At 63.9% G+C, this 24464-nt stretch carries 21 protein-coding genes and 1 tRNA gene; 19 read left to right on the forward strand and 3 right to left on the reverse strand.

Annotated elements, in window-relative coordinates; all coding sequences use genetic code 11:
- Nucleotides 1–71 precede the first annotated feature (71 nt).
- The 10 genes from pdxA to ACA097_RS09970 all read left to right on the forward strand — a co-directional run bounded on the left by pdxA (nt 72) and on the right by ACA097_RS09970 (nt 10599).
- On the forward strand, nt 72–1070 hold the full coding sequence (gene pdxA, locus ACA097_RS09925) for a 4-hydroxythreonine-4-phosphate dehydrogenase PdxA (protein ID WP_371370021.1): 999 nt from the start codon (nt 72–74) through the stop codon (nt 1068–1070).
- 108 nt (nt 1071–1178) lie between these two features.
- Nucleotides 1179–1985 carry a 16S rRNA (adenine(1518)-N(6)/adenine(1519)-N(6))-dimethyltransferase RsmA gene (rsmA, locus tag ACA097_RS09930; RefSeq protein ID WP_371370022.1) on the forward strand — a complete coding sequence of 269 codons (807 nt, stop codon included), beginning with the start codon at nt 1179–1181 and terminating at the stop codon, nt 1983–1985.
- 29 nt (nt 1986–2014) lie between these two features.
- A complete protein-coding gene (gene apaG, locus ACA097_RS09935) occupies nt 2015–2395 on the forward strand; it encodes a Co2+/Mg2+ efflux protein ApaG (protein ID WP_043248830.1) in 381 nt (126 codons plus the stop codon).
- Nucleotides 2395–3219, forward strand: a complete 825-nt coding sequence (locus ACA097_RS09940; RefSeq protein WP_043248828.1) for a symmetrical bis(5'-nucleosyl)-tetraphosphatase — start codon at nt 2395–2397, stop codon at nt 3217–3219. Before apaG ends, ACA097_RS09940 begins: the two co-directional genes overlap by 1 nt.
- Nucleotides 3220–3239: 20 nt before the next feature.
- A complete protein-coding gene (gene glpE, locus ACA097_RS09945) occupies nt 3240–3569 on the forward strand; it encodes a thiosulfate sulfurtransferase GlpE (protein ID WP_043248826.1) in 330 nt (109 codons plus the stop codon).
- 279 nt (nt 3570–3848) lie between these two features.
- Entirely contained in the window at nt 3849–5771 is a 1923-nt protein-coding gene (locus tag ACA097_RS09950; RefSeq protein ID WP_371370023.1) for a PrkA family serine protein kinase, read from the forward strand.
- A gap of 102 nt (nt 5772–5873) precedes the next feature.
- On the forward strand, nt 5874–7145 hold the full coding sequence (locus tag ACA097_RS09955) for a YeaH/YhbH family protein (RefSeq protein WP_043248822.1): 1272 nt from the start codon (nt 5874–5876) through the stop codon (nt 7143–7145).
- Nucleotides 7142–8695, forward strand: coding sequence for a SpoVR family protein (locus ACA097_RS09960; RefSeq protein WP_043248820.1), 1554 nt, complete (start codon nt 7142–7144; stop codon nt 8693–8695). The genes ACA097_RS09955 and ACA097_RS09960 overlap by 4 nt, the downstream gene beginning before the upstream one ends.
- A gap of 58 nt (nt 8696–8753) precedes the next feature.
- Entirely contained in the window at nt 8754–9263 is a 510-nt protein-coding gene (locus tag ACA097_RS09965; RefSeq protein WP_160288864.1) for a DUF4136 domain-containing protein, read from the forward strand.
- A gap of 100 nt (nt 9264–9363) precedes the next feature.
- Entirely contained in the window at nt 9364–10599 is a 1236-nt protein-coding gene (locus tag ACA097_RS09970; protein WP_371370024.1) for a multifunctional CCA addition/repair protein, read from the forward strand.
- Nucleotides 10600–10674: 75 nt separating this feature from the next.
- On the opposite strand, the gene folK is transcribed toward ACA097_RS09970, so the two are convergent.
- Both folK and folB read right to left on the reverse strand, forming a co-directional pair.
- Nucleotides 10675–11211: a 2-amino-4-hydroxy-6-hydroxymethyldihydropteridine diphosphokinase gene (gene folK / locus ACA097_RS09975; protein ID WP_371370025.1), complete on the reverse strand. Its 537-nt coding sequence runs from the start codon at nt 11209–11211 to the stop codon at nt 10675–10677.
- Entirely contained in the window at nt 11202–11555 is a 354-nt protein-coding gene (gene folB, locus ACA097_RS09980; RefSeq protein ID WP_371370026.1) for a dihydroneopterin aldolase, read from the reverse strand. Before folB ends, folK begins: the two co-directional genes overlap by 10 nt.
- Nucleotides 11556–11637: 82 nt before the next feature.
- On the opposite strand from folB, the gene plsY reads away from it, so the two are divergent.
- Entirely contained in the window at nt 11638–12207 is a 570-nt protein-coding gene (gene plsY, locus ACA097_RS09985; protein WP_371370027.1) for a glycerol-3-phosphate 1-O-acyltransferase PlsY, read from the forward strand.
- Between the two features lie 94 nt (nt 12208–12301).
- Here plsY and tsaD read toward each other — a convergent pair whose 3' ends face one another.
- Entirely contained in the window at nt 12302–13327 is a 1026-nt protein-coding gene (gene tsaD / locus ACA097_RS09990) for a tRNA (adenosine(37)-N6)-threonylcarbamoyltransferase complex transferase subunit TsaD (protein WP_043248811.1), read from the reverse strand.
- Between the two features lie 203 nt (nt 13328–13530).
- Here tsaD and rpsU point away from each other — a divergent pair, with 203 nt between their 5' ends.
- The 8 genes from rpsU to ACA097_RS10030 all read left to right on the forward strand — a co-directional run bounded on the left by rpsU (nt 13531) and on the right by ACA097_RS10030 (nt 24462).
- Nucleotides 13531–13746, forward strand: a complete 216-nt coding sequence (rpsU, locus tag ACA097_RS09995) for a 30S ribosomal protein S21 (RefSeq protein WP_003085057.1) — start codon at nt 13531–13533, stop codon at nt 13744–13746.
- A 190-nt stretch (nt 13747–13936) separates the two neighbouring features.
- Complete coding sequence (gene dnaG, locus ACA097_RS10000) at nt 13937–15937, forward strand: DNA primase (protein ID WP_371370028.1); 2001 nt, start codon at nt 13937–13939, stop codon at nt 15935–15937.
- 67 nt (nt 15938–16004) lie between these two features.
- Entirely contained in the window at nt 16005–17852 is a 1848-nt protein-coding gene (gene rpoD / locus ACA097_RS10005) for an RNA polymerase sigma factor RpoD (RefSeq protein WP_043248807.1), read from the forward strand.
- 103 nt (nt 17853–17955) lie between these two features.
- Entirely contained in the window at nt 17956–21687 is a 3732-nt protein-coding gene (locus ACA097_RS10010; protein WP_371370029.1) for a bifunctional diguanylate cyclase/phosphodiesterase, read from the forward strand.
- A 16-nt stretch (nt 21688–21703) separates the two neighbouring features.
- Nucleotides 21704–21780 (forward strand) — tRNA-Ile (locus ACA097_RS10015).
- A gap of 293 nt (nt 21781–22073) precedes the next feature.
- Nucleotides 22074–23213, forward strand: a complete 1140-nt coding sequence (locus ACA097_RS10020; protein ID WP_371370030.1) for a Fic family protein — start codon at nt 22074–22076, stop codon at nt 23211–23213.
- 102 nt (nt 23214–23315) lie between these two features.
- The gene (locus ACA097_RS10025) at nt 23316–24086 is read left to right on the forward strand and encodes an NERD domain-containing protein (RefSeq protein ID WP_371370031.1); all 771 of its coding nucleotides are present in this window, start codon (nt 23316–23318) and stop codon (nt 24084–24086) included.
- Between the two features lie 172 nt (nt 24087–24258).
- The gene (locus ACA097_RS10030) at nt 24259–24462 is read left to right on the forward strand and encodes a helix-turn-helix domain-containing protein (RefSeq protein ID WP_371370032.1); all 204 of its coding nucleotides are present in this window, start codon (nt 24259–24261) and stop codon (nt 24460–24462) included.
- Nucleotides 24463–24464: the final 2 nt, after the last annotated feature.

Genomic DNA, 24464 nt, shown 5'->3' on the forward strand with positions numbered 1-24464 from the left:
TCGTCGTAGAGTGAAGAACTCACGAATAATCCCGGCCGCATTCGAGCGGTCGACGCCCTGGGATACCCGCCATGCAAGACCCCAAGCTTTTCGCCCTGACCCCCGGTGAGCCAGCCGGTATCGGCCCGGACCTCTGCCTGCTGCTTGCCCGCGAAGCGCAACCGCATCCGCTGGTAGCCATAGCCAACCGCCAGATGCTCGCCGACCGCGCGAAGCTGCTCGACCTGGACATCCAACTGCTGGAAGTCGGCCCGGGACGTTGGCCGCAGCAACCGGCGCCAGCCGGCGCCCTATTCGTATGGGACACTCCGCTCGGCGCCGCAGTCGCAGCCGGTCGACTCGACCCGGCCAACGCCGCCTACGTCCTGGAGACCCTTACCCGCGCCGGCACCGGCTGCCTCAACGGCGACTTCGCCGGGATGATCACTGCCCCGGTGCACAAAGGCGTAATCAATGAAGGCGGCGTTGCGTTCTCCGGTCACACTGAATTCCTCGCCGAGCTGACCCACACCGAACAGGTCGTGATGATGCTCGCCACCCGCGGCCTGCGCGTGGCGCTTGTGACCACCCACCTGCCGTTGCGCGATGTGGCCGACGCCATCACCGCGGAGCGCCTGGAGCGCGTTACCCGCATCCTGCATGCCGACCTGCGCGACAAGTTCGGCCTGGCCAACCCACGCATCCTGGTCTGCGGCCTCAACCCCCACGCGGGCGAAGGCGGCCACCTCGGGCACGAGGAAATCGACGTCATCGAGCCCACCCTGGAGCGCCTGCGCGAAGAGGGTATGGACCTGATCGGCCCACTGCCGGCCGACACGCTCTTCACCCCCAAGCACCTGGAACACTGCGACGCCGTGCTCGCCATGTACCACGACCAGGGCCTGCCGGTGCTCAAGTACAAGGGTTTCGGCGCAGCGGTGAACGTCACCCTCGGCCTGCCGATCATCCGCACCTCGGTCGATCACGGCACCGCACTCGACCTCGCAGGCAGCGGCCGGATCGACGGCGGCAGCCTGCTGGTGGCCCTGGAAACCGCCTACCAGATGGCAGAAGCGCGCAACGCCGGCTAGGTGCAACCGGCCGCCGTTCGGCCAGCGCTACGTGCTGGCCGCCCAGGGCTGGTAAACTTACGCCTTTTTCCGCATCCAGCTGCTGTCAGCTGCTCCCCTGGAGCCTCCATGTCCGAGCTTTTCCAACACCGCGCGCGCAAGCGCTTTGGCCAGAACTTCCTGCATGACGCCGGGGTGATCCACCGTATCCTGCGCGCCATCGCCGCCAAGGAAGGCCAGCACCTGCTGGAAATCGGCCCGGGCCAGGGGGCGTTGACCGAAGGCCTGGTGGACAGCGGCGCGCAACTGGACGTAATCGAGCTCGACCTCGACCTGATCCCGCAGCTGAAATGGAAATTCGGCCTGAAGCCGAACTTCCGCCTGCACCAGGGCGATGCGATGAAGTTCGACTTCTCCACCCTGCCTCAGGCCGGCGAGAAACTGCGCGTTGTGGGCAACCTGCCCTACAACATCTCCACGCCGCTGATCTTCCACCTGCTGGAACACGCCGAGATCATCCAGGACATGCACTTCATGCTGCAAAAGGAAGTGGTGGAACGCCTGGCCGCCGAACCCGGCAATGGCGACTGGGGTCGCCTGTCGATCATGGTGCAGTACTTCTGCAAGGTGGATTACCTGTTCACCGTCGGCCCGGGCGCCTTCAACCCGCCGCCCAAGGTCGAATCGGCCATCGTGCGCCTGGCGCCGTATGCCGAGCCGCCCTACCCGGCCAAGGATCACCGCCTGCTCGAGCGCATCGTCCGCGAAGCCTTCAACCAGCGCCGCAAGACCCTGCGCAACACGCTCAAGTCCTTGCTCTCGGTGGAAGACATCGAATCGGTAGGCGTCGACCCGACGCTGCGCCCCGAGCAACTCGACGTGTCCGACTTCGTCAAGCTGGCCAACCGCCTGGCCGAGCTGAACCCCGATTCCTGATCCACCTGCCCTAGGCGACGACCCCGAGCATGAGCGATCCCCGTTACCAGATCACCGTCAGCGTTACCACCCGCCACCTGCCCGAGCAGTCGCAGCCGGACCAGCAGCGCTACGTCTTCGCCTACACGGTGACCATCCACAACCACGGCGAACAGGCTGCCAAGCTGCTCAGCCGGCACTGGATCATCACCGACGGCGACGGCCATGTGCAGGAAGTGCGGGGTGCCGGCGTCGTAGGCGAGAAGCCGCTGATCGAGCCAGGCGCCAGCCATACCTACACCAGCGGCACGGTGCTCAACACCAAAGTTGGCAGCATGCACGGTAGTTACCAGATGGTCGCCACCGATGGCCACCAGTTCGACGCGGAAATCCCCGTATTCCGCCTTGCCGTGCCCGGGGCGCTGCACTGATGACCACCTACGCCGTCGGCGACGTCCAGGGCTGCCTGGAACCGCTGAAGTGCCTGCTCGATCAAGTCCACTTCGACCCCGCCACCGACCGCCTCTGGCTGGTCGGCGACCTGGTCAACCGCGGCCCGCAGTCCCTGGAGACCCTGCGTTTCCTCTACGCCATGCGCGGCTCGGTGATCAGCGTGCTCGGCAACCACGACCTGCACCTGCTGGCCGTGGCGCACAACGCAGAGCGCCTGAAGAAAGCCGACACCCTGCGCGAGATTCTTGAAGCGCCGGAGCGTGACGACCTGCTCGACTGGCTGCGACGCATGCCGCTGGTGCACCACGACGCCGAGCGCGACGTCACCCTGGTCCACGCCGGCATCCCGCCGCAGTGGAGCATCGAGAAGTCCCTGCTACGCGCCGCCGAGGTGGAAGAAGTGCTGCGCGACGACGATCGCCTGCCGCTGTTCCTCGAAGGCATGTACGGCAACGAACCCGCCAAGTGGGACAAGAAGCTGCACGGCATCGACCGCCTGCGGGTGATCACCAACTACTTCACGCGTATGCGCTTCTGCACACCCGACGGCAAGCTCGACCTGAAGAGCAAGGAAGGCCTGGGCACCGCGCCCGAGGGCTACGCCCCCTGGTTCAGCTATGCCGAGCGCAAGGCCCAAGGACGCAAGATCATCTTTGGCCACTGGGCGGCGTTGGAAGGCCAATGCGACATCCCCGGCCTCTACGCCCTGGACACCGGCTGCGTGTGGGGCGGTAGCATGACGCTGCTGAACGTCGACACTGGCGAACGCATCAACTGCAGCTGTGCCGCCAAGCCCAGCTGACTTTTCCCGAGGTAGAGAACATGAGCGAATTCAAGCGCATAGCCCCCGAACAGGCCCAACAGCTGCGTCAGTCCGGCGCCCAGGTGGTGGATATCCGCGATCCGCAGAGTTTCGCCATGGGCCACATCACCGGTTCGCAGCACATAGACAATTACTCGGTTGCCGACTTCATCCGCCAGGCCGACCTCGACGCGCCCCTGCTGGTGGTCTGCTACCACGGCAACTCCAGCCAGAGCGCTGCGGCCTACTTCGTCCAGCAAGGATTCACCGACGTTTACAGCGTCGACGGCGGCTTCGAACTGTGGCGCAGCGTCTATCCTGCGGATACGGCCAGGGAATCGGCTGACTGAAGCGTCAGATCCCGCGCTTCAAAATTTCTGTAACTTCTCGCCCGATTCCCCTTTACAGGCCGGATAACGAACTATCCTTTTCCTCAGGCCATCCATCAAAGGGGAGAGCCGGCCCACCGGCTTCCGGGATATCGGCAGTGACCATTTTGGGGCGGTTCAGGGCGTAAGCCAGGCACCGTTGGAGTTCTGGGGGGAATCTCGCCGGCTACGCTGGCAGCCCGACCGCACCCGCACACGACCGATCCCGCGCCGGCTCCATGCATCGAGCGAGGAGACGTCATGAGTATTTTCAGTCACTTCCAGGAACGCTTCGAAGCGACCCGCCAGGAGGAATACTCCCTGCAGGAGTACCTGGACATCTGCAAGCAGGACAAGACTGCCTACGCCACGGCCGCCGAACGCATACTGATGGCCATTGGCGATCCTGAGCTTCTGGACACATCCACCGACCCGCGCCTGTCGCGGATCTTCTCCAACAAGGTCATCCGCCGTTACCCGGCGTTCGCCGACTTCCACGGCATGGAAGAGTGCATCGACCAGATCGTTTCCTTCTTCCGCCATGCCGCTCAGGGCCTGGAAGAGAAGAAACAGATCCTCTACCTGCTGGGCCCGGTCGGCGGCGGTAAATCGTCCCTGGCCGAGAAGCTCAAGCAATTGATGGAGAAGGTGCCCTTCTACGCCATTAAGGGCTCGCCGGTGTTCGAATCGCCCCTGGGGCTGTTCAACCCGGACGAAGACGGCGCCATCCTCGAAGAGGACTACGGCATCCCGCGGCGCTACCTGCGTTCGATCATGTCGCCCTGGGCCACCAAGCGGCTGAACGAATTCGGCGGCGACATCAGCCAGTTCCGCGTGGTCAAGCTGTACCCCTCGATCCTCAACCAGATCGCCATCGCCAAGACCGAACCGGGCGACGAGAACAACCAGGACATCTCCGCCCTGGTCGGCAAGGTCGACATCCGCAAGCTCGAGGAATACCCACAGAACGACGCCGACGCCTACAGCTACTCGGGCGCACTGTGCCGGGCCAACCAGGGCCTGATGGAATTCGTCGAGATGTTCAAGGCGCCGATCAAGGTCCTGCACCCACTGCTGACTGCTACCCAGGAGGGCAACTACAACAGCACCGAAGGCCTGGGCGCGCTGCCCTATAGCGGCATCATCCTCGCCCACTCCAACGAATCGGAATGGCACAGCTTCCGCAACAACAAGAACAACGAGGCCTTCATCGACCGTATCTACATCGTCAAGGTCCCGTACTGCCTGCGCGTCGCCGACGAGATCAAGATCTACGACAAGCTGCTGGTCAACAGCTCGCTGGCCCATGCGCACTGCGCACCGGACACCCTGAAGATGCTCTCGCAGTTCTCCGTGCTGTCGCGCCTGAAGGAGCCGGACAACTCCAACATCTACTCGAAGATGCGCGTCTACGACGGTGAGAACCTCAAGGACACCGATCCCAAGGCCAAGTCGATTCAGGAGTACCGCGACTCCGCCGGGGTCGACGAGGGCATGGCCGGGCTTTCCACCCGCTTCGCCTTCAAGATCCTCTCCAAGGTGTTCAACTTCGACCCGCACGAGATCGCCGCCAACCCGGTGCACCTGCTCTACGTGCTTGAACAGCAGATCGAGCAGGAGCAATTCCCGCCGGAAACCCGCGAGCGCTACCTGCGCTTCATCAAGGAATACCTGGCGCCGCGCTACGTCGAGTTCATCGGCAAGGAAATCCAGACCGCCTACCTCGAGTCCTACAGCGAGTACGGCCAGAACATCTTCGACCGCTACGTGCTGTACGCCGACTTCTGGATCCAGGACCAGGAATACCGCGACCCGGAAACCGGCGAGATCCTCAACCGTGCCGCGCTGAACGAGGAGCTGGAGAAAATCGAGAAGCCGGCCGGCATCAGCAATCCGAAGGACTTCCGCAACGAAATCGTGAACTTCGTGCTGCGCGCTCGTGCCGGCAACAACGGCAAGAACCCGAGCTGGCTGTCGTACGAGAAGCTGCGTGTGGTGATCGAGAAGAAAATGTTCTCCAACACCGAGGACCTGCTGCCGGTCATCAGCTTCAACGCCAAGGCCAGCAAGGAAGACCAGCAGAAGCACAACGACTTCGTGCGGCGCATGGTCGAGCGCGGCTATACCGAGAAGCAGGTGCGCCTGCTGTCGGAATGGTATCTGCGCGTTCGCAAGTCGCAGTAGTCTGCCATCGGCGCGGCGGATTCCGCCGCGCCGGTCGCCGTCGCATTCGGACCTCTGCGTGACGGCCGCTCGCCGCCGCGCAGCAGGCCCTGAGGAGCATTCATGAGCTACGTCATCGACCGGCGTCTGAACGGCAAGAACAAGAGCACGGTGAACCGCCAGCGCTTCCTGCGGCGTTACCGTGATCACATCAAGAAGGCGGTCGAAGAGGCCGTCAGCCGCCGCTCCATCACCGACATGGAACACGGCGAACAGATCAGCATCCCCGGCCGCGACATCGACGAACCCGTGCTGCACCATGGCCGCGGCGGTCGGCAGACCGTCGTCCACCCCGGCAACAAGGAATTCACCACCGGCGAACACATCCAGCGCCCGCAAGGCGGCGGTGGCGGCCGCGGCTCCGGCAAGGCCAGCAACCAGGGCGAAGGGATGGACGACTTCGTCTTCCAGATCACCCAGGAAGAATTCCTCGACTTCATGTTCGAGGACCTGGAGCTGCCCAACCTGGTGAAGCGCCACCTGACCGGCAGCGACACCTTCAAGACCGTGCGGGCCGGCATCAGCAATGACGGCAACCCATCGCGCATCAACATCGTCCGCACGCTGCGCTCGGCGCACGCCCGGCGCATCGCCCTGACCGGCAGCACACGGAAGAAACTACGCCTCGCAGTAGCCGAACTGGAACGCCTGAAACGCGATGAGCCAGACAACCTCGGCGACATCCAGGAACTGGAGATCGAGATCGCCCGGCTGCGTGCGCGCATCGACCGCGTGCCCTTCCTGGACACCTTCGACCTCAAGTACAACCTGCTGATCAAGCAGCCGAACCCCACCTCCAAGGCCGTGATGTTCTGCCTGATGGACGTTTCCGGCTCCATGACCCAGGCGACCAAGGACATCGCCAAGCGCTTCTTCATCCTTCTCTACCTGTTCCTCAAGCGGAACTACGAGAAGATCGAAGTGGTGTTCATCCGCCACCACACCAGCGCCCGCGAAGTGGACGAGGAAGAGTTCTTCTACTCCCGGGAAACCGGCGGCACCATCGTCTCCAGCGCGCTCAAGCTGATGCAGGAGATCATGGCCGAGCGCTATCCCACCAACGAGTGGAACATCTACGCCGCCCAGGCTTCGGACGGCGACAACTGGAACGACGACTCGCCGGTCTGCCGCGATATCCTGGCCAAGCAGATCATGCCGTTCGTGCAGTACTACACCTACGTCGAGATCACCCCGCGCGAGCACCAGGCGCTCTGGTTCGAATACGAGCGGGTACGCGAGGCCTTCGAAGAGAGCTTCGCGCAGCAGCAGATCGTCTCCGCCGCCGACATCTACCCGGTGTTCCGCGAGCTGTTCCAGAGGAGGCTAGTCGCATGAGCAAGCGCCAGCCGATCGCCACAGGGTCGGAGTGGACCTTCGACCTGATCCGCCAATACGACCGGGAAATCAGCCGTATCGCCGAGCGTTATGCGCTGGACACCTACCCGAACCAGATCGAAGTGATCACCGCCGAGCAGATGATGGATGCCTATGCATCCGTCGGCATGCCCATCGGCTACAACCACTGGTCCTATGGCAAGCACTTCCTCAGCACGGAAAAGAATTACAAGCGCGGCCAGATGGGCCTGGCCTACGAGATCGTCATCAACTCCGACCCCTGCATCGCGTACCTGATGGAAGAAAACACCCAGTGCATGCAGGCGCTGGTGATCGCCCACGCCTGCTACGGGCACAACAGCTTCTTCAAGGGTAACTACCTGTTCCGCACCTGGACCGATGCCAGTTCGATCATCGACTACCTGGTGTTCGCCAAGTCGTACATCAACCAGTGCGAAGAGCGTTACGGCATTGATGCCGTGGAAGACCTGCTCGACTCCTGCCACGCGCTGATGAACTACGGCGTGGACCGCTACAAACGTCCCTACCCGATCTCCGCCGAAGAGGAACGGCAGCGCCAGAAGGAACGCGAAGAGCTGATCCAGCGCCAGGTCAACGACCTCTGGCGGACCATCCCGCGCAGCGGCGGCAAGGACAAGGAACACGAACTGGCGCGCTACCCGAGCGAACCGCAGGAGAACATCCTCTACTTCATCGAGAAGAACGCCCCGCTGCTGGAGCCGTGGCAGCGCGAAGTCGTGCGCATCGTGCGCAAGGTCGCGCAGTACTTCTATCCACAGCGCCAGACCCAGGTGATGAACGAAGGCTGGGCGACCTTCTGGCACTACACGCTGATCAACGACCTCTACGACGAGGGCCTGGTCACCGACGGCTTCATGATGGAGTTCCTCCAGTACCACACCAGCGTGGTCTACCAGCCCGGCTTCGACAGCCCCTACTACAGCGGCATCAACCCCTACGCCCTGGGCTTCGCCATGTACCGCGACATCCGCCGCATCTGCGAGGAGCCCACCGAGGAGGACAAGCGCTGGTTCCCGGACTACGCCGGCAGCGACTGGCTGGAGACCCTCAAGTTCGCCATGAAGAGCTTCAAGGACGAGAGCTTCGTCCTGCAGTTCCTCTCGCCCAAGGTGATCCGCGAATTCAAGCTGTTCAGCATCCTCGACGACGACCAGAAGGACGACCTGCTGGTCGACGCCATCCACGACGACGACGGCTACCGCAAGATCCGCGAGACCCTGGCCGCCCAGTACAACCTCGGCAACCGCGAACCGAACGTGCAGATATGGAACGTCGACCGCCGCGGCGACCGCTCGCTGACCCTGCGCCACCAGCAGCACAACCGCCAGCCGCTGGCCGAGTCCACCGAAGACGTGCTCAAGCACCTGCACCGCCTTTGGGGCTTCGACATCCACCTGGAAACCCTCAACGGCGAACAGATCGTGCAGACCCACCACATGCCCCCAAAGGGTGAACGCGAGAGCGAGGAGGGCTACCCGCGTCTCGACCTGATCATCCCGCCCATTTGATCGGTTGACCCTCTCCGGAGCGCGACAGAGCATGGCGACTAGCCCAGTCGAGGTCGCCATGCGCCTGTTCGCCATCCTCCTGCTCTGCCTCGCCCTCGCCACCTGCACCACGCAGATTCCCCAGGCGCACGTCACCCAGCTGGCCGACGCGCGCCTGAAGGGCCTGCACGCGTTCCAGCTGATGCCGCCGGAAAATGCCGTCGACGCCCTGCCCTACGCCAGCCGCTATCCGCTGCTCAATGCCTGGCTGCGCCAGGGCATGGAACAACGCGGCTACCGGGACTCTGCCCAACCGCAACTGCGCGTCTACTACTGGCTGGCCCTGCGCGACGCGCCGCTGGAGTTCAAGGTGGATGTGCCGCCACCGCAGAGCCTCGGCCCGTACCTCGCGATCCACCGCCTGCACGACGAAACCGGCACCCTGCGAGTGCGCCTGACCGACCTGCGGGACCAGGTGCTCTGGGAAGGCACGGTCAGCACCGGCCTGAGCCCGCAGCACGCCAGCAGCGAATTGCTGCAGCACGCCACCGAGGCACTGGTCGGCCAGGTGCCGAAAGCGGCACGCTGATTTCGGCTCTGCACAGGAGCGAGCTTGCTCGCGAACCTGCACCCGGCTTGAACCCGCCCCCGTGAAGACCCAAGCTATCCCCTTCACAGGAGACAGCTTCATGCAGATCTACAAGGTGGGCGGCGCCGTGCGCGACCGCCTGCTCGGCCAACCCACCAGCGACATCGACTGGGTCGTGGTCGGCGCCAGTGCCGAAGACATGCTGGAAAAAGGCTACCGCCCGGTCGGTGCCGACTTCCCGGTCTTCCTCCATCCCAAGAGCGGCGAGGAGTACGCCCTGGCGCGCACCGAACGCAAAAGCGGTCGCGGCTACGGCGGTTTCACCTTCTACGCCAGCCCGGATGTCACCCTGGAGGAGGACCTGATCCGCCGCGACCTGACCATCAACGCCATAGCCGAGGACGACCACGGCCGGGTCATCGACCCCTACGGCGGGGAACGCGATCTCCAGGCCCGCCTGCTACGCCACGTCTCCCCGGCCTTCGTCGAAGACCCGCTGCGCGTCCTGCGGGTCGCCCGCTTCGCCGCGCGCTTTGCGCTGTTGGGCTTCCGCGTCGCGGATGAAACCCTGGAGCTGATGCGCGAGCTGTCCGACTCCGGCGAACTGGAAGCGCTGACGCCCGAGCGCACCTGGAAGGAAATCTCCCGCGCCCTCATGGAGACGCGTCCCGACGTATTCATCCAGGTGCTGCGCGACTGCAACGCCTTGAGCGTGCTGATGCCCGAAGTAGACGCATTGTTCGGCGTACCACAACCGGCCGAGCACCACCCGGAAATCGACACCGGCGAACACTTGCTGGCCGTGCTACGCCAGTGCGCCGAACACAAGCAGCCACTGACCGTGCGCTGGGCCTGCCTGCTCCACGATCTGGGCAAGGCACGCACACGGCGCGAGGACTGGCCAAAGCACATCGCCCACGAACACCTTGGCCTGCCATTGATCGACGCGGTCAACGCACGCTTCAAGGTGCCGCGCGACTGCCAGGAGCTGGCGCGCCTGGTCGGCGAGTACCACACCCACGCGCACCGTGCGCTGGAGCTGCGTCCCAATACCCTGCTCGAGTTGCTGCAGGCCTTCGACGTCTATCGCCGGCCGCAGCGCTTCGAAGAGTTCATTGCCGCCAGCGAAATGGATGCGCGCGGCCGCCATGGCCTGGAGCAACGTGCTTATCCACAGGCGGATTACCTTCGCGGCGCAGCCCAGGCCGCACGCGAAGTAGCCGTGCAACCGCTGCTGGAGAAAGGATTCAAGGGGGCGGAACTGGGCGAGGCGCTCAAGCGCGAGCGCCTGAACGCGCTCAAGACCTACAAGGCAGCGCACACGCCGGACGAATAAGCGCGCTTGTAGGAGCGAGCATGCTCGCGAACCTCCGGCGCGCCGACGGTTCGCGAGCAGGAAGTCCGGAACCGGTTAGGCGGCCGGATGCGCCTGGATCAGCTCCGCCGGGGTCAGCTCCATGCCGCGCCACTGGAAGGGCACCGGCCACAGACTCTGGTCGATCTGCGCATCGGCCCAGAGGCTGGCGAAGTCGCGATCAACACCCGGATGGCGAACGTCAGGAGCCAGCAGCGCCAACGGCCAGAGCACGAAGGCGTTCTTCAGCACCTCGGCGCGCGGCAGCACCAGGCCGTCGAAGTCGCCATGCAGGTCGCCGTAGAGCAACACGTCGATATCCAGCGGCAGGCCCTTGCGCTCCGGCGCATAGCGGCCGTTGTCGGCCTCGATGTGCTTCAGCCGCAGGCTCAGCTCGGTGAGCGGCAACTCGGTTTCGCCGGTCACCACCAGATTGAAGAAGGGACCGCTACGGATACCTACCGGCTCGCTCTCGAAGACCGGCGAGCAGCGCAGGTTGTGGACGAACCCGGTGAGCGCCTCGAGGCCGGCGTGCAAATGACGCTCGCGCTCGACGTTGCTCCCCATGCCGAGGAAAACGGTGGTCAGCGGCATCCGCGTTCGATCTCCACGCCAACGCCGGCAGCAGCGGCCACGGCGCCCGGCTTGGTCACCCGCAGGCGCAGCCAGCGGATACCGAACTCTGCCATCAGCAGCGCGGCCAGGCGTTCGGCGAAGGTTTCCACCAACTGATAGTGCGCGTCACGGGCGAACGCGCCGATGCGCTCGGACAGCACGGCATAGTCCAACGCCTTGGCGATGTCGTCGTCCGCCGCTGCCGGCTGATTGTCCCAGCCCAGGTCCAGGTCCAGCCGCAGGCACTGGCGGATCCCCCGCTCCCAGTCGTAGACGCCGATCACGGTGTCGACTTCCAGGCCCTCGATAAAAACTTTGTCCACTTGCTGCACGCTCCAAGGCAGGCGCACGACAAGCGCACGCCGCCCCGCTAGAATCGGGGCAATCTCGTCCCCGGTGGAAACCATGGTCTGGCTTTTGGCGATCCTCGCCTACCTGCTTGGCTCGCTGTCCTTCGCGGTACTCCTCAGCCGCCTGTTCGGCAGCACCGACCCGCGCGCCAGCGGCTCGGGCAATCCCGGCGCCACCAACATGCTGCGCCTGGCTGGCAAGAAGGCCGCCATCCTCACGCTTCTCGGCGATCTGGCCAAGGGCCTTTTGCCGGTCCTCGTCGGCCGCCTGTTCGACGTCGGCGCCATGCAGGAAGCCTGGATCGGCCTGGCGGCGGTACTCGGCCACCTCTACCCGCTGTACTTCAACTTCCGTGGCGGCAAGGGTGTCGCCACTGCCGCCGGCGTACTCCTGGCGCTCTACCCGCCCGCCGCGCTGCTCGCGGTCGTGGCCTGGCTCGTCACCTTCAAGCTTTCGCGCACCAGCTCGCTCGCCTCGCTGGTCGCCACACCGCTGACCTTGCCGCTACTGGCCTGGCAGATGCCGGCGGTGCTGTTCCCGATGACCCTTTTGACCGGGCTCATCGTCTGGCGCCATCGCGGCAACCTTCGCGACCTGCTGGCAGGGCGCGAACGGCACTTCTAGAAAGAAAGCTTCAAGCCGCGAGCCGCAGCCTGCAAGAAGAATGTGGCAGCGCGCCGCTTGCAGCTTGCAGCCTGTCGTTTTCAGCTCACCGTGCTCAGACGGCCGGCAGGGATTCCATCGGCCAGCGGGCGCGCACATCGATCGAGGGGCCTTCCTGTTGGCCGGCGAGCAAGCGCTGGCAGCCAGCGTAGGCGATCATCGCACCGTTGTCCGTGCAGAAGCGCGGGCGCGCGTAGAACACCTGCCCCTTCAGCTCGCCGAGCATCTTCTGCAGGTGCTCGCGCAGCGCGCGGTTAGCGCTCACGCCGCCGGCGATCACCAGGTTCTTCAGGCCCGTCTGCTTGAGTGCACGACGGCACTTGATGGTCAGCGTCTCGACCACCGCCTGCTGGAAGGCCAGGGCGATGTCGCAGCGAGTCTGCTCGCCGTCGTCGCCCTCTTCCCGGCAACGCTGCCAGGTGTTCAGGGCGAAGGTCTTGAGACCGCTGAAACTGAAGTCCAGGCCGGGACGATCGGTCATCGGCCGCGGGAAGACGAAACGCCCCGGGGTGCCCTGTTCGGCCATGCGGGCGATCTCCGGGCCACCCGGATAAGCCAGGCCGAGCAGCTTGGCAGTCTTGTCGAAGGCTTCGCCGGCGGCGTCGTCCAGCGACTCGCCGAGCACCTGGTAGCGGCCGATGCCATCCACCCGAACCAGCTGGGTGTGGCCGCCGGAAACCAGCAGGGCGACGAACGGGAACTGCGGCGGCTGCTCCTCGAGCATAGGTGCCAGCAAGTGGCCCTCCATGTGATGCACGCCGACGGCCGGAACACCCCAGGCGAACGCCATGGCCTGGGCGCAGGAAGCGCCGACCAGCAGCGCGCCAACCAGGCCGGGACCGGCGGTATAGGCGATGGCATCGATCTCGTCCGGCTTGCAGCCGGCTTCGTCGAGCACCTGGCGGATCAGCGGCAGCATGCGCTTGACGTGATCGCGCGAGGCGAGCTCGGGAACCACGCCGCCGTAGACGCGATGCAGGTCGATCTGACTGAACAGCGCATCGGCCAGCAGGCCGCGTTCGCTGTCGTAGAGGGCGACGCCGGTTTCGTCGCAGGAGGTTTCCAACCCCAGCACACGCATGGGTTCGAGCCTTCAGTTCTGGGCAAATGAGAAGCCGCGCATGATAATCGCCGGCTGCGGACGCCGACCAGCGTTTTTCGATCGGAGGCTTTGCATTCCTCGGCCCGAACCGTTAATATCCGCAACCCTTGAAAACCGCCGTCTCCCGTGCCTACTGCCAGGAGCGTGCAAATCCCCGGTAATCATTGATAGGTACGACCTGGATGCCCGCCGTCAAAGTTAAAGAGAACGAACCCTTCGACGTAGCCCTGCGTCGTTTCAAGCGCTCCTGCGAAAAAGCAGGCGTACTGGCTGAAGTCCGTAGCCGCGAGTTCTACGAAAAGCCGACCGCTGAGCGCAAGCGCAAAGCCGCTGCCGCTGTTAAGCGTCATGCCAAGAAAGTGCAGCGCGAACAGCGCCGCCGCGAGCGTCTGTACTGAGTTTTACTACTCAGTCGCACGCGCTGCACATCGCCCGGCCCACTCGCCGGGCGAGTGCCTGACAAGCTACACCGCACTCCGATTCGCGCAGGCGAAGCTCGGAGTTTTTTGCTTTTCGCGCCACTGAAAACCAAGCCCCGCGCAGCCTCGCTGCACTATGCTTGGTCCACCCCGCGTATCGCGTGAGCCTATGGCCGGCCTGATCCCGCAATCCTTCATCGACGACCTGCTCAACCGCACCGACATCCTCGATGTGGTGAGTTCGCGCATCCAGCTGAAGAAGACCGGCAAGAACTACAGCGCCTGCTGCCCGTTCCACAAGGAAAAGAGCCCCTCCTTCACCGTCAGTCCGGACAAGCAGTTCTACTACTGCTTCGGCTGCGGCGCCGGCGGCAACGCGCTCGGCTTCATCATGGACCACGACAGCCTGGACTTTCCCCAGGCCGTCGAGGAACTGGCCAAACGCGCCGGCATGGACGTGCCGCGAGAAGACGGTCGTCGCGGCAAGCCGCGCCAGCCGACCGACTCGCCACTCTACCCGCTACTCGCCGCCGCCGCCGACTACTACCGCCAGGCACTGAAGAGCCATCCGGCGCGCAAGGCCGCGGTGGAATACCTAAAAGGCCGCGGCCTGACCGGCGAGATCGCCCGCGACTTCGGCCTGGGCTTCGCTCCGCCTGGCTGGGACAACCTGCTCAAGCACCTGGGCGGCGACAACCTGCAGCTCAAAGCCATGCTCGACGCCGGCCTGCTGGTGGAGAACCCTGATAGCGGCAAACGCTACGACCGCTTCCGCGACCGGGTAATTTTCCCCATTCGCGACAGCCGCGGGCGAGTGATCGCCTTCGGCGGCCGGGTACTGGGCGACGACAAGCCGAAATACCTGAACTCCCCGGAAACCCCGGTCTTCCACAAGGGCCAGGAGCTCTACGGACTATTCGAGGCACGCAAGAACAACCGCGATCTCGACGAGATCATGGTGGTCGAGGGCTATATGGACGTCATCGCCCTCGCCCAGCAAGGCATCCGCAATGCCGTCGCAACCCTCGGCACTGCGACCAGCGAAGAGCACATCAAGCGCCTCTTCCGCTTGGTACCGAACATCCTGTTCTGTTTCGACGGCGACCAGGCTGGCCGCAACGCCGCCTGGCGCGCCCTGGAATCGGCACTGCCAAACTTGCAGGACGGGCGCAAGGTACGCTTCCTGTTCCTCCCCGAGGGCGAGGATCCGGACAGCCTGGTACGCGCCGAAGGCCCCGACGCTTTCCGCGCCCGCCTGGTGCAGCAAGCCCAGCCGCTGGCCGACTACTTCTTCCAGCAACTGACGCGCGAAGCCGACCCCAGCACGCTGGAAGGCAAGGCGCACCTGGCCACCCTGGCCAGCCCGCTGCTGGAGAAGATTCCCGGAAACACTCTGCGCCTGCTGATGCGTCAGCGCCTGGGTGAGATCACCGGCCTGAGCGGCGAAGCGCTCAACCAATTGAACGCACCGCGCAGCTCGGGCGGCAGCTCCGCCCCGAGCCATTCAGACCAACGCGCGCATGAATATGCCGATTACGACGCAGGGCAATTTGCCGATCACGGCGACTCGCACTACCAGGACAGCTCCAGCTATTTCGAAGCCCCGAGCTCACCCAGCTTCTCCAAGCAGGAGAAGAAACAGTGGAAAGGCGAGCGCAAATGGGACGGAAAATGGGACGGCAAGAAAGGTGGTAAGCGCGGTGATTTCACCCCTCGTCAACCGCGCACCGAGATCGGCGTGGAGTCGCCGACACTGACCGCCCTGCGGACTTTACTGCATCATCCGCAATTGGCGCAGAAAGTCGAAGATGCCAGCCATTTCGCCGGAGAAGACCAGACTTACTCGCAACTGCTGGTCGCCCTGCTCGAGGCCCTGCAGAAGAATCCGAAGCAGCGTTCGATGCAGTTGATCGCCCGCTGGCACGGCACCGAGCAGGGCCGCCTGCTGCGCGCCCTGGCGGAGAAGGAATGGCTGATTTCCGCCGACAACCTTGAACAACAGTTTTTCGACACTATAACTAGGATGGCTGCCAGCCAACGCGAGCGCAGCCTTGAGCAACTGATCCGCAAGGATCGCGAAAGCGGACTCAGTTCAGAGGAAAAGGGGCGCCTCCTCGAACTCCTCACTCGCACCGCAATTCCCGTCGCCCCGACCTCATCTGGCGCTTGAGGTCATCTTTCAGCTATAATGGTCAGCTTGTTTTTTGCCCGCCAAGACCTTCAGTGGATAGGGTGTTATGTCCGGAAAAGCGCAACAGCAATCTCGTCTTAAAGAGTTGATCAGCCGTGGTCGTGAGCAGGGTTACCTGACTTACGCGGAGGTCAACGACCACCTGCCGGAGGATATTTCCGATCCGGAACAGGTAGAAGACATCATCCGCATGATCAATGACATGGGGATCAACGTATTCGAGACAGCCCCGGATGCGGATGCCCTGCTGCTGGCGGAAACCGATACCGACGAAGCCGCTGCCGAAGAGGCCGCTGCGGCCCTGGCTGCGGTAGAGAGCGATGTCGGCCGCACCACCGACCCGGTGCGCATGTACATGCGCGAAATGGGTACCGTGGAGCTGCTAACCCGCGAAGGCGAAATCGAAATCGCCAAACGCATCGAGGAAGGCATCCGCGAGGTGATGGGTGCCATCGCCCAGTTCCCTGGCGCGGTTGACAGCATTCTCGACGATTACAAACGGGTGGTCACCGAAGGCGGCCGCCTGTCCGACATCCTCAGCGGCTACATCGATCCGGACGACGGCTCGGTACCGGCCGAGGAAGTCGAACTCGACCTCAAGGACAGCAGTGCTGCTGCCAAGGAAGAAGAGGACGAGGAAGAGGAAAGCGAAAGCGACTCCGAGGAAGAAGAAGGCGATGGCGGTCCGGATCCGGAAGAAGCCGCGCGTCGTTTCGGCCTGGTCGCCGATCAGCTTGAGAAATTCAAGAAGGCCCTGAAGAAGCACGGCCGTGGCACCAAGCAGGTCGACGAAGAACTGCTCGCCCTGAGCGAGCTGTTCATGCCGATCAAGCTGGTACCCAAGCAGTTCGACGCCCTGGTCGCCCGTGTCCGCGATGCACTGGATCGCGTACGCCAGCAAGAACGCGCCATCATGCAACTGTGCGTGCGTGATGCGCGTATGCCGCGCGCCGACTTCCTGCGCCTGTTCCCGGGCAACGAAACCGACGAAGGCTGGGTCGACGCCGTACTCAAGGGCAAGCCCAAGTACGCCGAAGCCCTGGAGCGCCTGAAGGCCGACGTAGTTCGCAACCAGCAGAAAATGTCTGCCCTGGAAAGCGAAGTCGAGCTGAAGGTCAACGAGATCAAGGACGTCAACCGCGCCATGTCCATCGGCGAGGCCAAGGCCCGCCGTGCCAAGAAGGAAATGGTCGAGGCGAACCTGCGTCTGGTGATCTCGATTGCCAAGAAGTACACCAACCGCGGCCTGCAGTTCCTCGATCTGATCCAGGAAGGCAACATCGGCCTGATGAAGGCGGTGGACAAGTTCGAATACCGTCGCGGCTACAAGTTCTCGACCTATGCCACCTGGTGGATTCGCCAGGCGATCACTCGTTCGATCGCCGACCAGGCGCGCACCATCCGTATCCCGGTGCACATGATCGAGACGATCAACAAGCTCAACCGTATTTCCCGCCAGATGCTGCAGGAAATGGGTCGTGAACCGACCCCGGAAGAGCTGGGCGAACGCATGGACATGCCGGAAGACAAGATCCGCAAGGTCCTGAAGATCGCCAAGGAACCGATCTCCATGGAAACCCCGATCGGTGACGACGAAGATTCGCACCTGGGCGACTTCATCGAGGACTCCACCATGCAGTCGCCGATCGAAGTGGCGACCAGCGAGAGCCTCAAGGAAGCCACCCGCGAAGTCCTCGCCGGCCTCACCGCCCGGGAAGCCAAGGTCCTGCGCATGCGCTTCGGCATCGACATGAATACCGACCACACCCTCGAGGAAGTCGGTAAACAGTTCGATGTAACCCGCGAGCGTATCCGCCAGATCGAAGCCAAGGCGCTGCGCAAGCTGCGTCACCCGTCGCGAAGCGAGCATCTGCGCTCCTTCCTCGACGAGTGAAGACGAACCCCCGGCCCGAAAGCCGGGGGTTTTTCTTTGGGGTTCCAGCAGGCACGGGGGCACGACTACACTTCGCCAATACTCCCTTGACCGAGGCCCCGCTATGCCGCGTCTGCAGGCAGTCTTGTTGTGCTTTGCGTGCTGGGTCGCGCAGGCGGACGCCTTTACCCTCAGCACCGATGAGCAGGCCTGGCTCAAGCAGCATCCGCAGCTACGCCTTGGCGTCGACGCCTCCTGGCCACCCTTCGAATTTCGCGACGACCAGGGCCGCTACCAGGGCCTGGCGGCCAGTTACGTCAAGATCCTCGGCGAGCGCCTGCAGATCCAGCTGATCCCCACCGAATCGCATAGCTGGGCCGAGGTGCTGGACAAGGCCCGGCACGACCAGGTCGACCTGCTGCCCGGCGTGATGTCCACGCCCGAACGCAGCGAATACCTCAGCTTCACCCGTCCTTATCTGGACTTCCCGATCGTCATCCTCAGCCGCAAGAACGGGCCCAGTCCGAGCAACCTGAAGCAGTTGTACGGACTCAAGGTCGGCGTGGTCGACCACTACGCCTCCCACGAACTGCTGATCGCCAATCACCCGGACCTCAATCTGCAGCCCTTGCCCAACGTCCCCGCCGCCCTGCAGGCGCTGGCCACCGGACAGGTCGACGCCTTCGTGGGCGACTTCGCCTCCAGCGTCTGGAGTCTGCGACAACTGAAGATCGAAGGCATTCTGGTGAGCGGCGAAACGCCCTACCGCTATCAACTCGCCATGGCCGTGCCGCATAACGAGGCGATCCTAAGCGGCATCCTCGACAAGGTGCTTGCCGACCTCAGCCGCGACGAGATCGAAGCCCTGCAAACGCCCTGGGTCGGCGGCCTGGTCGACAACCGCACCGACTGGGGCCAGATCCTCAAATTCGGCATACCAGCCCTGCTTCTCGGCACCGCCATCGTCACCATGCTGGTGGCCATGAACCGCCGCCTGCGCGGCGAAGTGGCGCGCCGGGAAAAGCTCGAACAGGCCCTGCGCGACAGCGAGCAGCACTACCGTGGCCTGGTCGAAAGCATGACCGCCATCGCCTGGGAAATGCGCCTGTCGGAGAACCGCTTCACCTACGTCTCGCCACACGCCCAGGCGCTACTCGGCTATCCGTTGAGCGAATGGCTGAAGCCGGGCTTCTGGCAACGCACGCTGTACCCCGACGACGCAGAGCAGGCGATGAGCTACTGCCTCTCCGAGAGCCGCGCCGGGCGCAACCACAGCATGGACTACCGCATGCTCGCGGCCGACGGCCGAGTGGTGTGGATTCGCGACATCATCACCCTGATCCACCACGGCGAAGAACTCATCCTGCGCGGCCTGATGGTCGACATCACCGAAACCAAGCGCACCGAGCAGGCGCTGCGCCTGTCCGAACAGAAGTTCGCCTCGGTCTTCCACCACTGCCCCGACATCATCGTCCTCGCCCGGCGCATCGACGGCCGCCTGCTGGCGGTGAACAGCACCTTCGAGCAACAGGTCGGCATTCCCGCCAGTGAAGCCCTCGGCAGCACCGCCACGGAACTGAACATCTGGGGCGAACCGGGCATGGGCCCGCGCATGCTCGCGCGCCTGCAGGGCGAGAACCTCAACAACATCGAGACCACCCTGCATCGCCGCGACGGCAGCCATTTCACCGCCCTGCTCTCGGCCCAGCAGATCGCCCTGGACGACACCCCCGCACTGGTCGTGGTGGTCCGCGACATCTCCCAGCTCAAGGCCACCCAGGAACAGCTGCGCACCTCCGAAGAGAAGTTCGCCAAGGCCTTCCACGCCTCGCCCGACGGCATGCTCATCACCCGGATCCACGACGGCATGCTGCTGGAAGCCAACGAAGGCTTCACCCGCATCACCGGCTACAACCGCGACGAAGCCAACGACCGCTCGACCCTCGAACTGGGCCTCTGGGCCAATCCGGCGGACCGTCGGCGCCTGCTGCAACTACTGGTCGAGCGCTCGTCCGTGCAGGGCTTCACCGCGTTCATCCGCACCCGCGAGGGCGCCGCACGGCTCTGCGAGCTTTCAGCGCACCACATCGTCATCGGCGAAGACGACTGCCTGCTGACCATCGCCCGCGACATCACAGAACGCCAGCAGATGCAGGAAAAGCTCACCCTGGCCGCCACCGTGTTCGAAAGCACCGCCGAAGGCGTGATGATCACCGACGCGAGCCAGCGCATGATCGCGGTCAACCGCGCGTTCAGCGAAATCACTGGCTACGGCGAAGACGAAGTGCTCGGCCAGTCGCCCCGCCTGCTCGCTTCCGGCCAGCACGACAGCAGTTTCTACCTGGCCCTCTGGCACCACCTCAACGCCGAAGGGCATTGGCAGGGCGAGATCTGGAACCGGCGTAAGAGCGGCGAGCTTTACCCCGAATGGCTGACCATCAGCGCGGTCCGGGACGGCCAGGGCGAGATCAGCCACTACGTTGGCGTCTTCGCCGATATTTCCACGCTCAAGTACGCCCAGGCCCGCCTCGACTACCAGGCCCACCACGACCCGCTCACCGGCCTGCCCAACCGCCTGCTGTTCGAGGCCCGCCTGACCACGGCGCTCAAGGAGGCGCAGGAAGAACACCAGCAAGGCGCCGTGCTCTTCCTCGACCTGGACCGCTTCAAGCACATCAACGACAGCCTGGGCCACCCGGTCGGCGACCAGCTGCTCAAGTCCATCGCCCAACGCCTGCGCGAACAACTGCGCGACGTCGACACAGTGGCACGCCTGGGCGGCGACGAATTCATCATCCTGCTTCCCGGCCTGCACCAGCCGCGCGACGCGGAGCTGGTGGCGAACAAGCTCCTGCAGTGCTTCGGCAAACCTTACCAGGCCAACAACCAGGAGTTCTTCGTCAGCGCCAGCATCGGCATCAGCCTGTACCCCGGCGACGGCCGGGACGTCGCCACCCTGGTGAAGAATGCCGACGCCGCCATGTACCGGGCCAAGGCCCAGGGCCGCAACCGCACCGAGTTCTACACCCGCGAACTGACCTTCCAGGCCACCGAGCGCGTGGCCCTGGAAAACGAACTGCGCCGCGCCCTGGAAACCCTCCAGCTGCAGCTCTACTACCAGCCCAAGCAATCGCTGCTCGACGGCTCGCTGGTCGGCGCCGAAGCCCTGATCCGCTGGCACCACCCGCAGCTGGGCAGCATCCCGCCGGACCGCTTCATCCCCCTCGCCGAGGAAACCGGGCTGATCCTGCCGCTGGGCACCTGGGTGCTGGAAGAAGCCTGCCGGCAAATGAGCCGCTGGCAGCAAAGCCACGCCGCCTTCGGCCCGCTCTCGGTGAACCTCGCCGGCGCCCAGCTGCACCAGGTGGACCTGGTGGAACAGGTGCGCGAACTGCTGCAGCGCTTCAACCTGCACGCGCCCCGGCTGCAACTGGAGATCACCGAGAACTTCCTGATGCACCAGACCGAAGAAGCCCTGATCACCCTCCACGCCCTCAAGGGCCTGGGCGTGCAACTGGCGATCGACGACTTCGGCACTGGCTACTCCTCGCTCAGCTACCTCAAGCGACTGCCGCTGGACATCCTGAAGATCGACCAGTCCTTCATCCACGGCCTCCCCGAAGATGCCCAGGACGCGGCGATTACCCGAGCCATCATCGCCCTGGGCCGCAGCATGGGCCTGACGGTGATCGCCGAAGGCGTCGAGCGCGAGGAGCAGGAGCAATTCCTCGCCAGCGAAGGTTGCGACCACGTCCAGGGCTACGCCCTGAGCCCGCCCCTGCCCGCCGACCAATTCGCCGCAAGATTCCTGACCCCGCTGCATCCGATTGGCGCCCCGCAGACGACGCCGGTATAATCCGCCGGCCTTCTGGGGGCCTATAGCTCAGTCGGTTAGAGCAGAGGACTCATAATCCTTTGGTCCACGGTTCGAGTCCGTGTGGGCCCACCACCTTCCAGATACACGAAAGCCGCGCATTGCGCGGCTTTTGCGTTTCTGGCTGCCAGCCTCTTCGTCGCGCCATACAGCCGGCGCCGGCCGACTCCAGCAGTACCAAAATCAATCCGTCCCCTTTTTCCCACTCGGCAAGCACCAGGACGGCAGCCTCGACAGCGTCCTGGACGCCCTCAACGACAACCTGTGGCCCCAAGTCGTCTAGCCGGTGAGCCGAATAGCCCGCATAATCGGCTCACATCATGAGCCGAATAAGTCGATTATTCGGCTCACCACGTCTTGAGAAGCCCATGCAAAGCACCCAATGGATCTGGCAGCAGCCCGCGTGGCCGCACTTCACCTGGCAGGCCGAGCGCCTCGCCGCGCTGCTGCGCGCCTGCGCCCAGGCCCAGGGCCGGCTGCTCGGCATGGCCGGTGCGGTAGGCGCTGACGCCGAGGCTCAGAACAGCCTCGATGCGCTGCTGCAGAACATCGTCACCTCCTCCGCCATCGAAGGCGAAACCCTCAACGTTGGCTCGGTGCGCTCGTCCCTGGCGCGGCGCCTGGGACTGGTCGCCGAAGGCCGCACCAGCCCGCGCAGCGAAGGCCTGGCCGAACTGCTGCTCGACGCCACCGGCCGCCTTGATCAACCGCTGACCTTCGAACGCCTGCGCACCTGGCACCGCTGGCTGTTCCCGGAAGAAGAACTGCAACTGGGCCAGCGCATCCGCGTCGGCGCACTGCGCGGTGAAGAGCCCATGCAGGTCGTCTCCGGCCGCCTGGACAACCCCACCGTGCACTTCGAAGCGCCCCCACGCGAAGGCCTGGAGCAGCAGCTCGACAGCTTCCTCGCCTGGTTCGCACACAGCCGCGGCGACGTCAGCCTCGACCCGCTGCTGCGCGCCGGCATCGCGCATTTCTGGTTCGTTACCCTGCACCCCTTTGATGACGGCAATGGTCGCCTTACCCGCGCCATCACCGACCTGGCACTGGCGCAGGGCGAACAGCAGGCCATCCGTTTTTACGCCATGTCAGCAAGCATCCTCGACGACCGCGCCGGCTATTACCGCATCCTGGAAGCAAGCCAGAAGGGCACGCTGGATATCACCGCCTGGCTGCAATGGTTCCTCGCAACCCTGCTCAACAGCCTGGAACAGGCCCTTGCTCGTATCGACCGCGTGCTGGTCAAGGCGCGCTTCTGGCAGGCACACCGCAGCCAAGCCTTGTCTGCCGAGCAGATCAAAGTGCTTAACCGCTTGCTCGATGGCGGCGAGAAAGGTTTCGAGAACGGCATCAGCGCCGCGCAATACCAGGCCGTGGCCAAGGTCTCGAAAGCCACCGCCACGCGCCACCTGAGCGACCTTGTTGAGAAAGGCTGCCTGGCTAGGCTACCGGGCGGCGGGCGCAGCACGCGCTACCAAATACAACACTCGGCAAACGCTCACGGCTAACCCGCAGCAACAAAGCAGCACACCGGGCGCACCGTAATGGTGTAGTGCCATTACGCCAGGTTTCGCTACTATCCGGTTAATTCTGGATTACTAGGACAGGAAATGGACTTCACCCCGATCATCGCGCAGACCTGGGGCACACTCGGTTGGGTTATCCCGCTGATGCTGCTGATCGGCCTGCTCAAGTCGCCATGGGCCAAGGGTCATATCGGCGAACTCCTGGTGCGGCTGTTTGCCCATTGGCAGTTGGATAAGCAGACCTACCGCCGCCTGCACAACGTCACGCTCGACACGCCTGACGGCACCACGCAGATCGACCACGTGTTCCTCTCGCCCTACGGCATCTTCGTGCTGGAAACGAAGAACATGAACGGCTGGATCTTCGGCAGCGAGAAGCAGGCACAGTGGACGCAGAAGCTCTACAAGCGCACCTTCAAATTCCAGAACCCGTTGCGGCAGAATTACAAGCACCTCAAAGCCATGGAGGCCACCCTTGGCGTCAGCGTCGAGCACCTGCACTCGGTCATCACCTTCGTCGGCGGCAGCACCTTCAAAACCGAAGTGCCGGTCAACGTGACCCAAGGCATCGACTTTATCCGGTATATCAAGTCATTCCAGCAGCCGGTATTCAGCGAGGCTGAAGTCAACGCCATGCTGCACGCCCTGCAAACCGGCCGCCGCGCGCCGACCTTCGCCACCCACCGCGAGCATGTGCAAAACCTCAAGCGCCGTAGTGATCCGGCAGCCGAACGGCAATGCCCGAAATGCGGTAGCGCGCTGGTAATTCGCACCATTAAAACAGGGGCCAATGCCGGCCAACAGTTCTGGGGCTGCTCAAGCTACCCCAAATGCAAAACCATGCAGAGTCTTTGAACAAGCATAGTTTCAATCACCCCAGCTACTGAGCCAGCTGAACTAGCCCCCCAGCAAGCCCTATAGACTGCCACCGAGGCAGCCTAAGACCTAGCACCGAATTTGGCAGTCTTTGATAGACTAAAGACGACTTTAAACGACTTTAGACAGAAAGCACCCGAGCACAACTGCAATGAACACAGAACCGTGGGTTACTGCCGAGCACGTCGCACAACATCTTGGGGTGGCTAAAGACACTGTTTACCGCTGGCGGGAGCAAAGAGGCTTGCCTGCGCACCGAGTTGGGCGGCTGTGGAAATTTCAGCTGTCAGCCGTGGATGAATGGGTGCGGGCGGGCGGGCCCAATGAGGGCGGAAACACCCAAGCCACGAAATAAAA

This window comes from Pseudomonas sp. QL9, from assembly GCF_041409665.1.
Classification (GTDB): Bacteria; Pseudomonadota; Gammaproteobacteria; order Pseudomonadales; family Pseudomonadaceae; genus Pseudomonas; species Pseudomonas knackmussii.

Coding starts and splice junctions, on each gene's coding strand:
- pdxA (WP_371370021.1), top strand. CDS start 72: ATGCAAGACCCCAAGCTTTTCGCCCTGACCCCCGGTGAGCCAGCCGGT.
- rsmA (WP_371370022.1), top strand. CDS start 1,179: ATGTCCGAGCTTTTCCAACACCGCGCGCGCAAGCGCTTTGGCCAGAAC.
- apaG (WP_043248830.1), top strand. CDS start 2,015: ATGAGCGATCCCCGTTACCAGATCACCGTCAGCGTTACCACCCGCCAC.
- ACA097_RS09940 (WP_043248828.1), top strand. CDS start 2,395: ATGACCACCTACGCCGTCGGCGACGTCCAGGGCTGCCTGGAACCGCTG.
- glpE (WP_043248826.1), top strand. CDS start 3,240: ATGAGCGAATTCAAGCGCATAGCCCCCGAACAGGCCCAACAGCTGCGT.
- ACA097_RS09950 (WP_371370023.1), top strand. CDS start 3,849: ATGAGTATTTTCAGTCACTTCCAGGAACGCTTCGAAGCGACCCGCCAG.
- ACA097_RS09955 (WP_043248822.1), top strand. CDS start 5,874: ATGAGCTACGTCATCGACCGGCGTCTGAACGGCAAGAACAAGAGCACG.
- ACA097_RS09960 (WP_043248820.1), top strand. CDS start 7,142: ATGAGCAAGCGCCAGCCGATCGCCACAGGGTCGGAGTGGACCTTCGAC.
- ACA097_RS09965 (WP_160288864.1), top strand. CDS start 8,754: ATGCGCCTGTTCGCCATCCTCCTGCTCTGCCTCGCCCTCGCCACCTGC.
- ACA097_RS09970 (WP_371370024.1), top strand. CDS start 9,364: ATGCAGATCTACAAGGTGGGCGGCGCCGTGCGCGACCGCCTGCTCGGC.
- folK (WP_371370025.1), bottom strand. CDS start 11,211: ATGCCGCTGACCACCGTTTTCCTCGGCATGGGGAGCAACGTCGAGCGC.
- plsY (WP_371370027.1), top strand. CDS start 11,638: ATGGTCTGGCTTTTGGCGATCCTCGCCTACCTGCTTGGCTCGCTGTCC.
- tsaD (WP_043248811.1), bottom strand. CDS start 13,327: ATGCGTGTGCTGGGGTTGGAAACCTCCTGCGACGAAACCGGCGTCGCC.
- rpsU (WP_003085057.1), top strand. CDS start 13,531: ATGCCCGCCGTCAAAGTTAAAGAGAACGAACCCTTCGACGTAGCCCTG.
- dnaG (WP_371370028.1), top strand. CDS start 13,937: ATGGCCGGCCTGATCCCGCAATCCTTCATCGACGACCTGCTCAACCGC.
- rpoD (WP_043248807.1), top strand. CDS start 16,005: ATGTCCGGAAAAGCGCAACAGCAATCTCGTCTTAAAGAGTTGATCAGC.
- ACA097_RS10010 (WP_371370029.1), top strand. CDS start 17,956: ATGCCGCGTCTGCAGGCAGTCTTGTTGTGCTTTGCGTGCTGGGTCGCG.
- ACA097_RS10020 (WP_371370030.1), top strand. CDS start 22,074: ATGCAAAGCACCCAATGGATCTGGCAGCAGCCCGCGTGGCCGCACTTC.
- ACA097_RS10025 (WP_371370031.1), top strand. CDS start 23,316: ATGGACTTCACCCCGATCATCGCGCAGACCTGGGGCACACTCGGTTGG.
- ACA097_RS10030 (WP_371370032.1), top strand. CDS start 24,259: ATGAACACAGAACCGTGGGTTACTGCCGAGCACGTCGCACAACATCTT.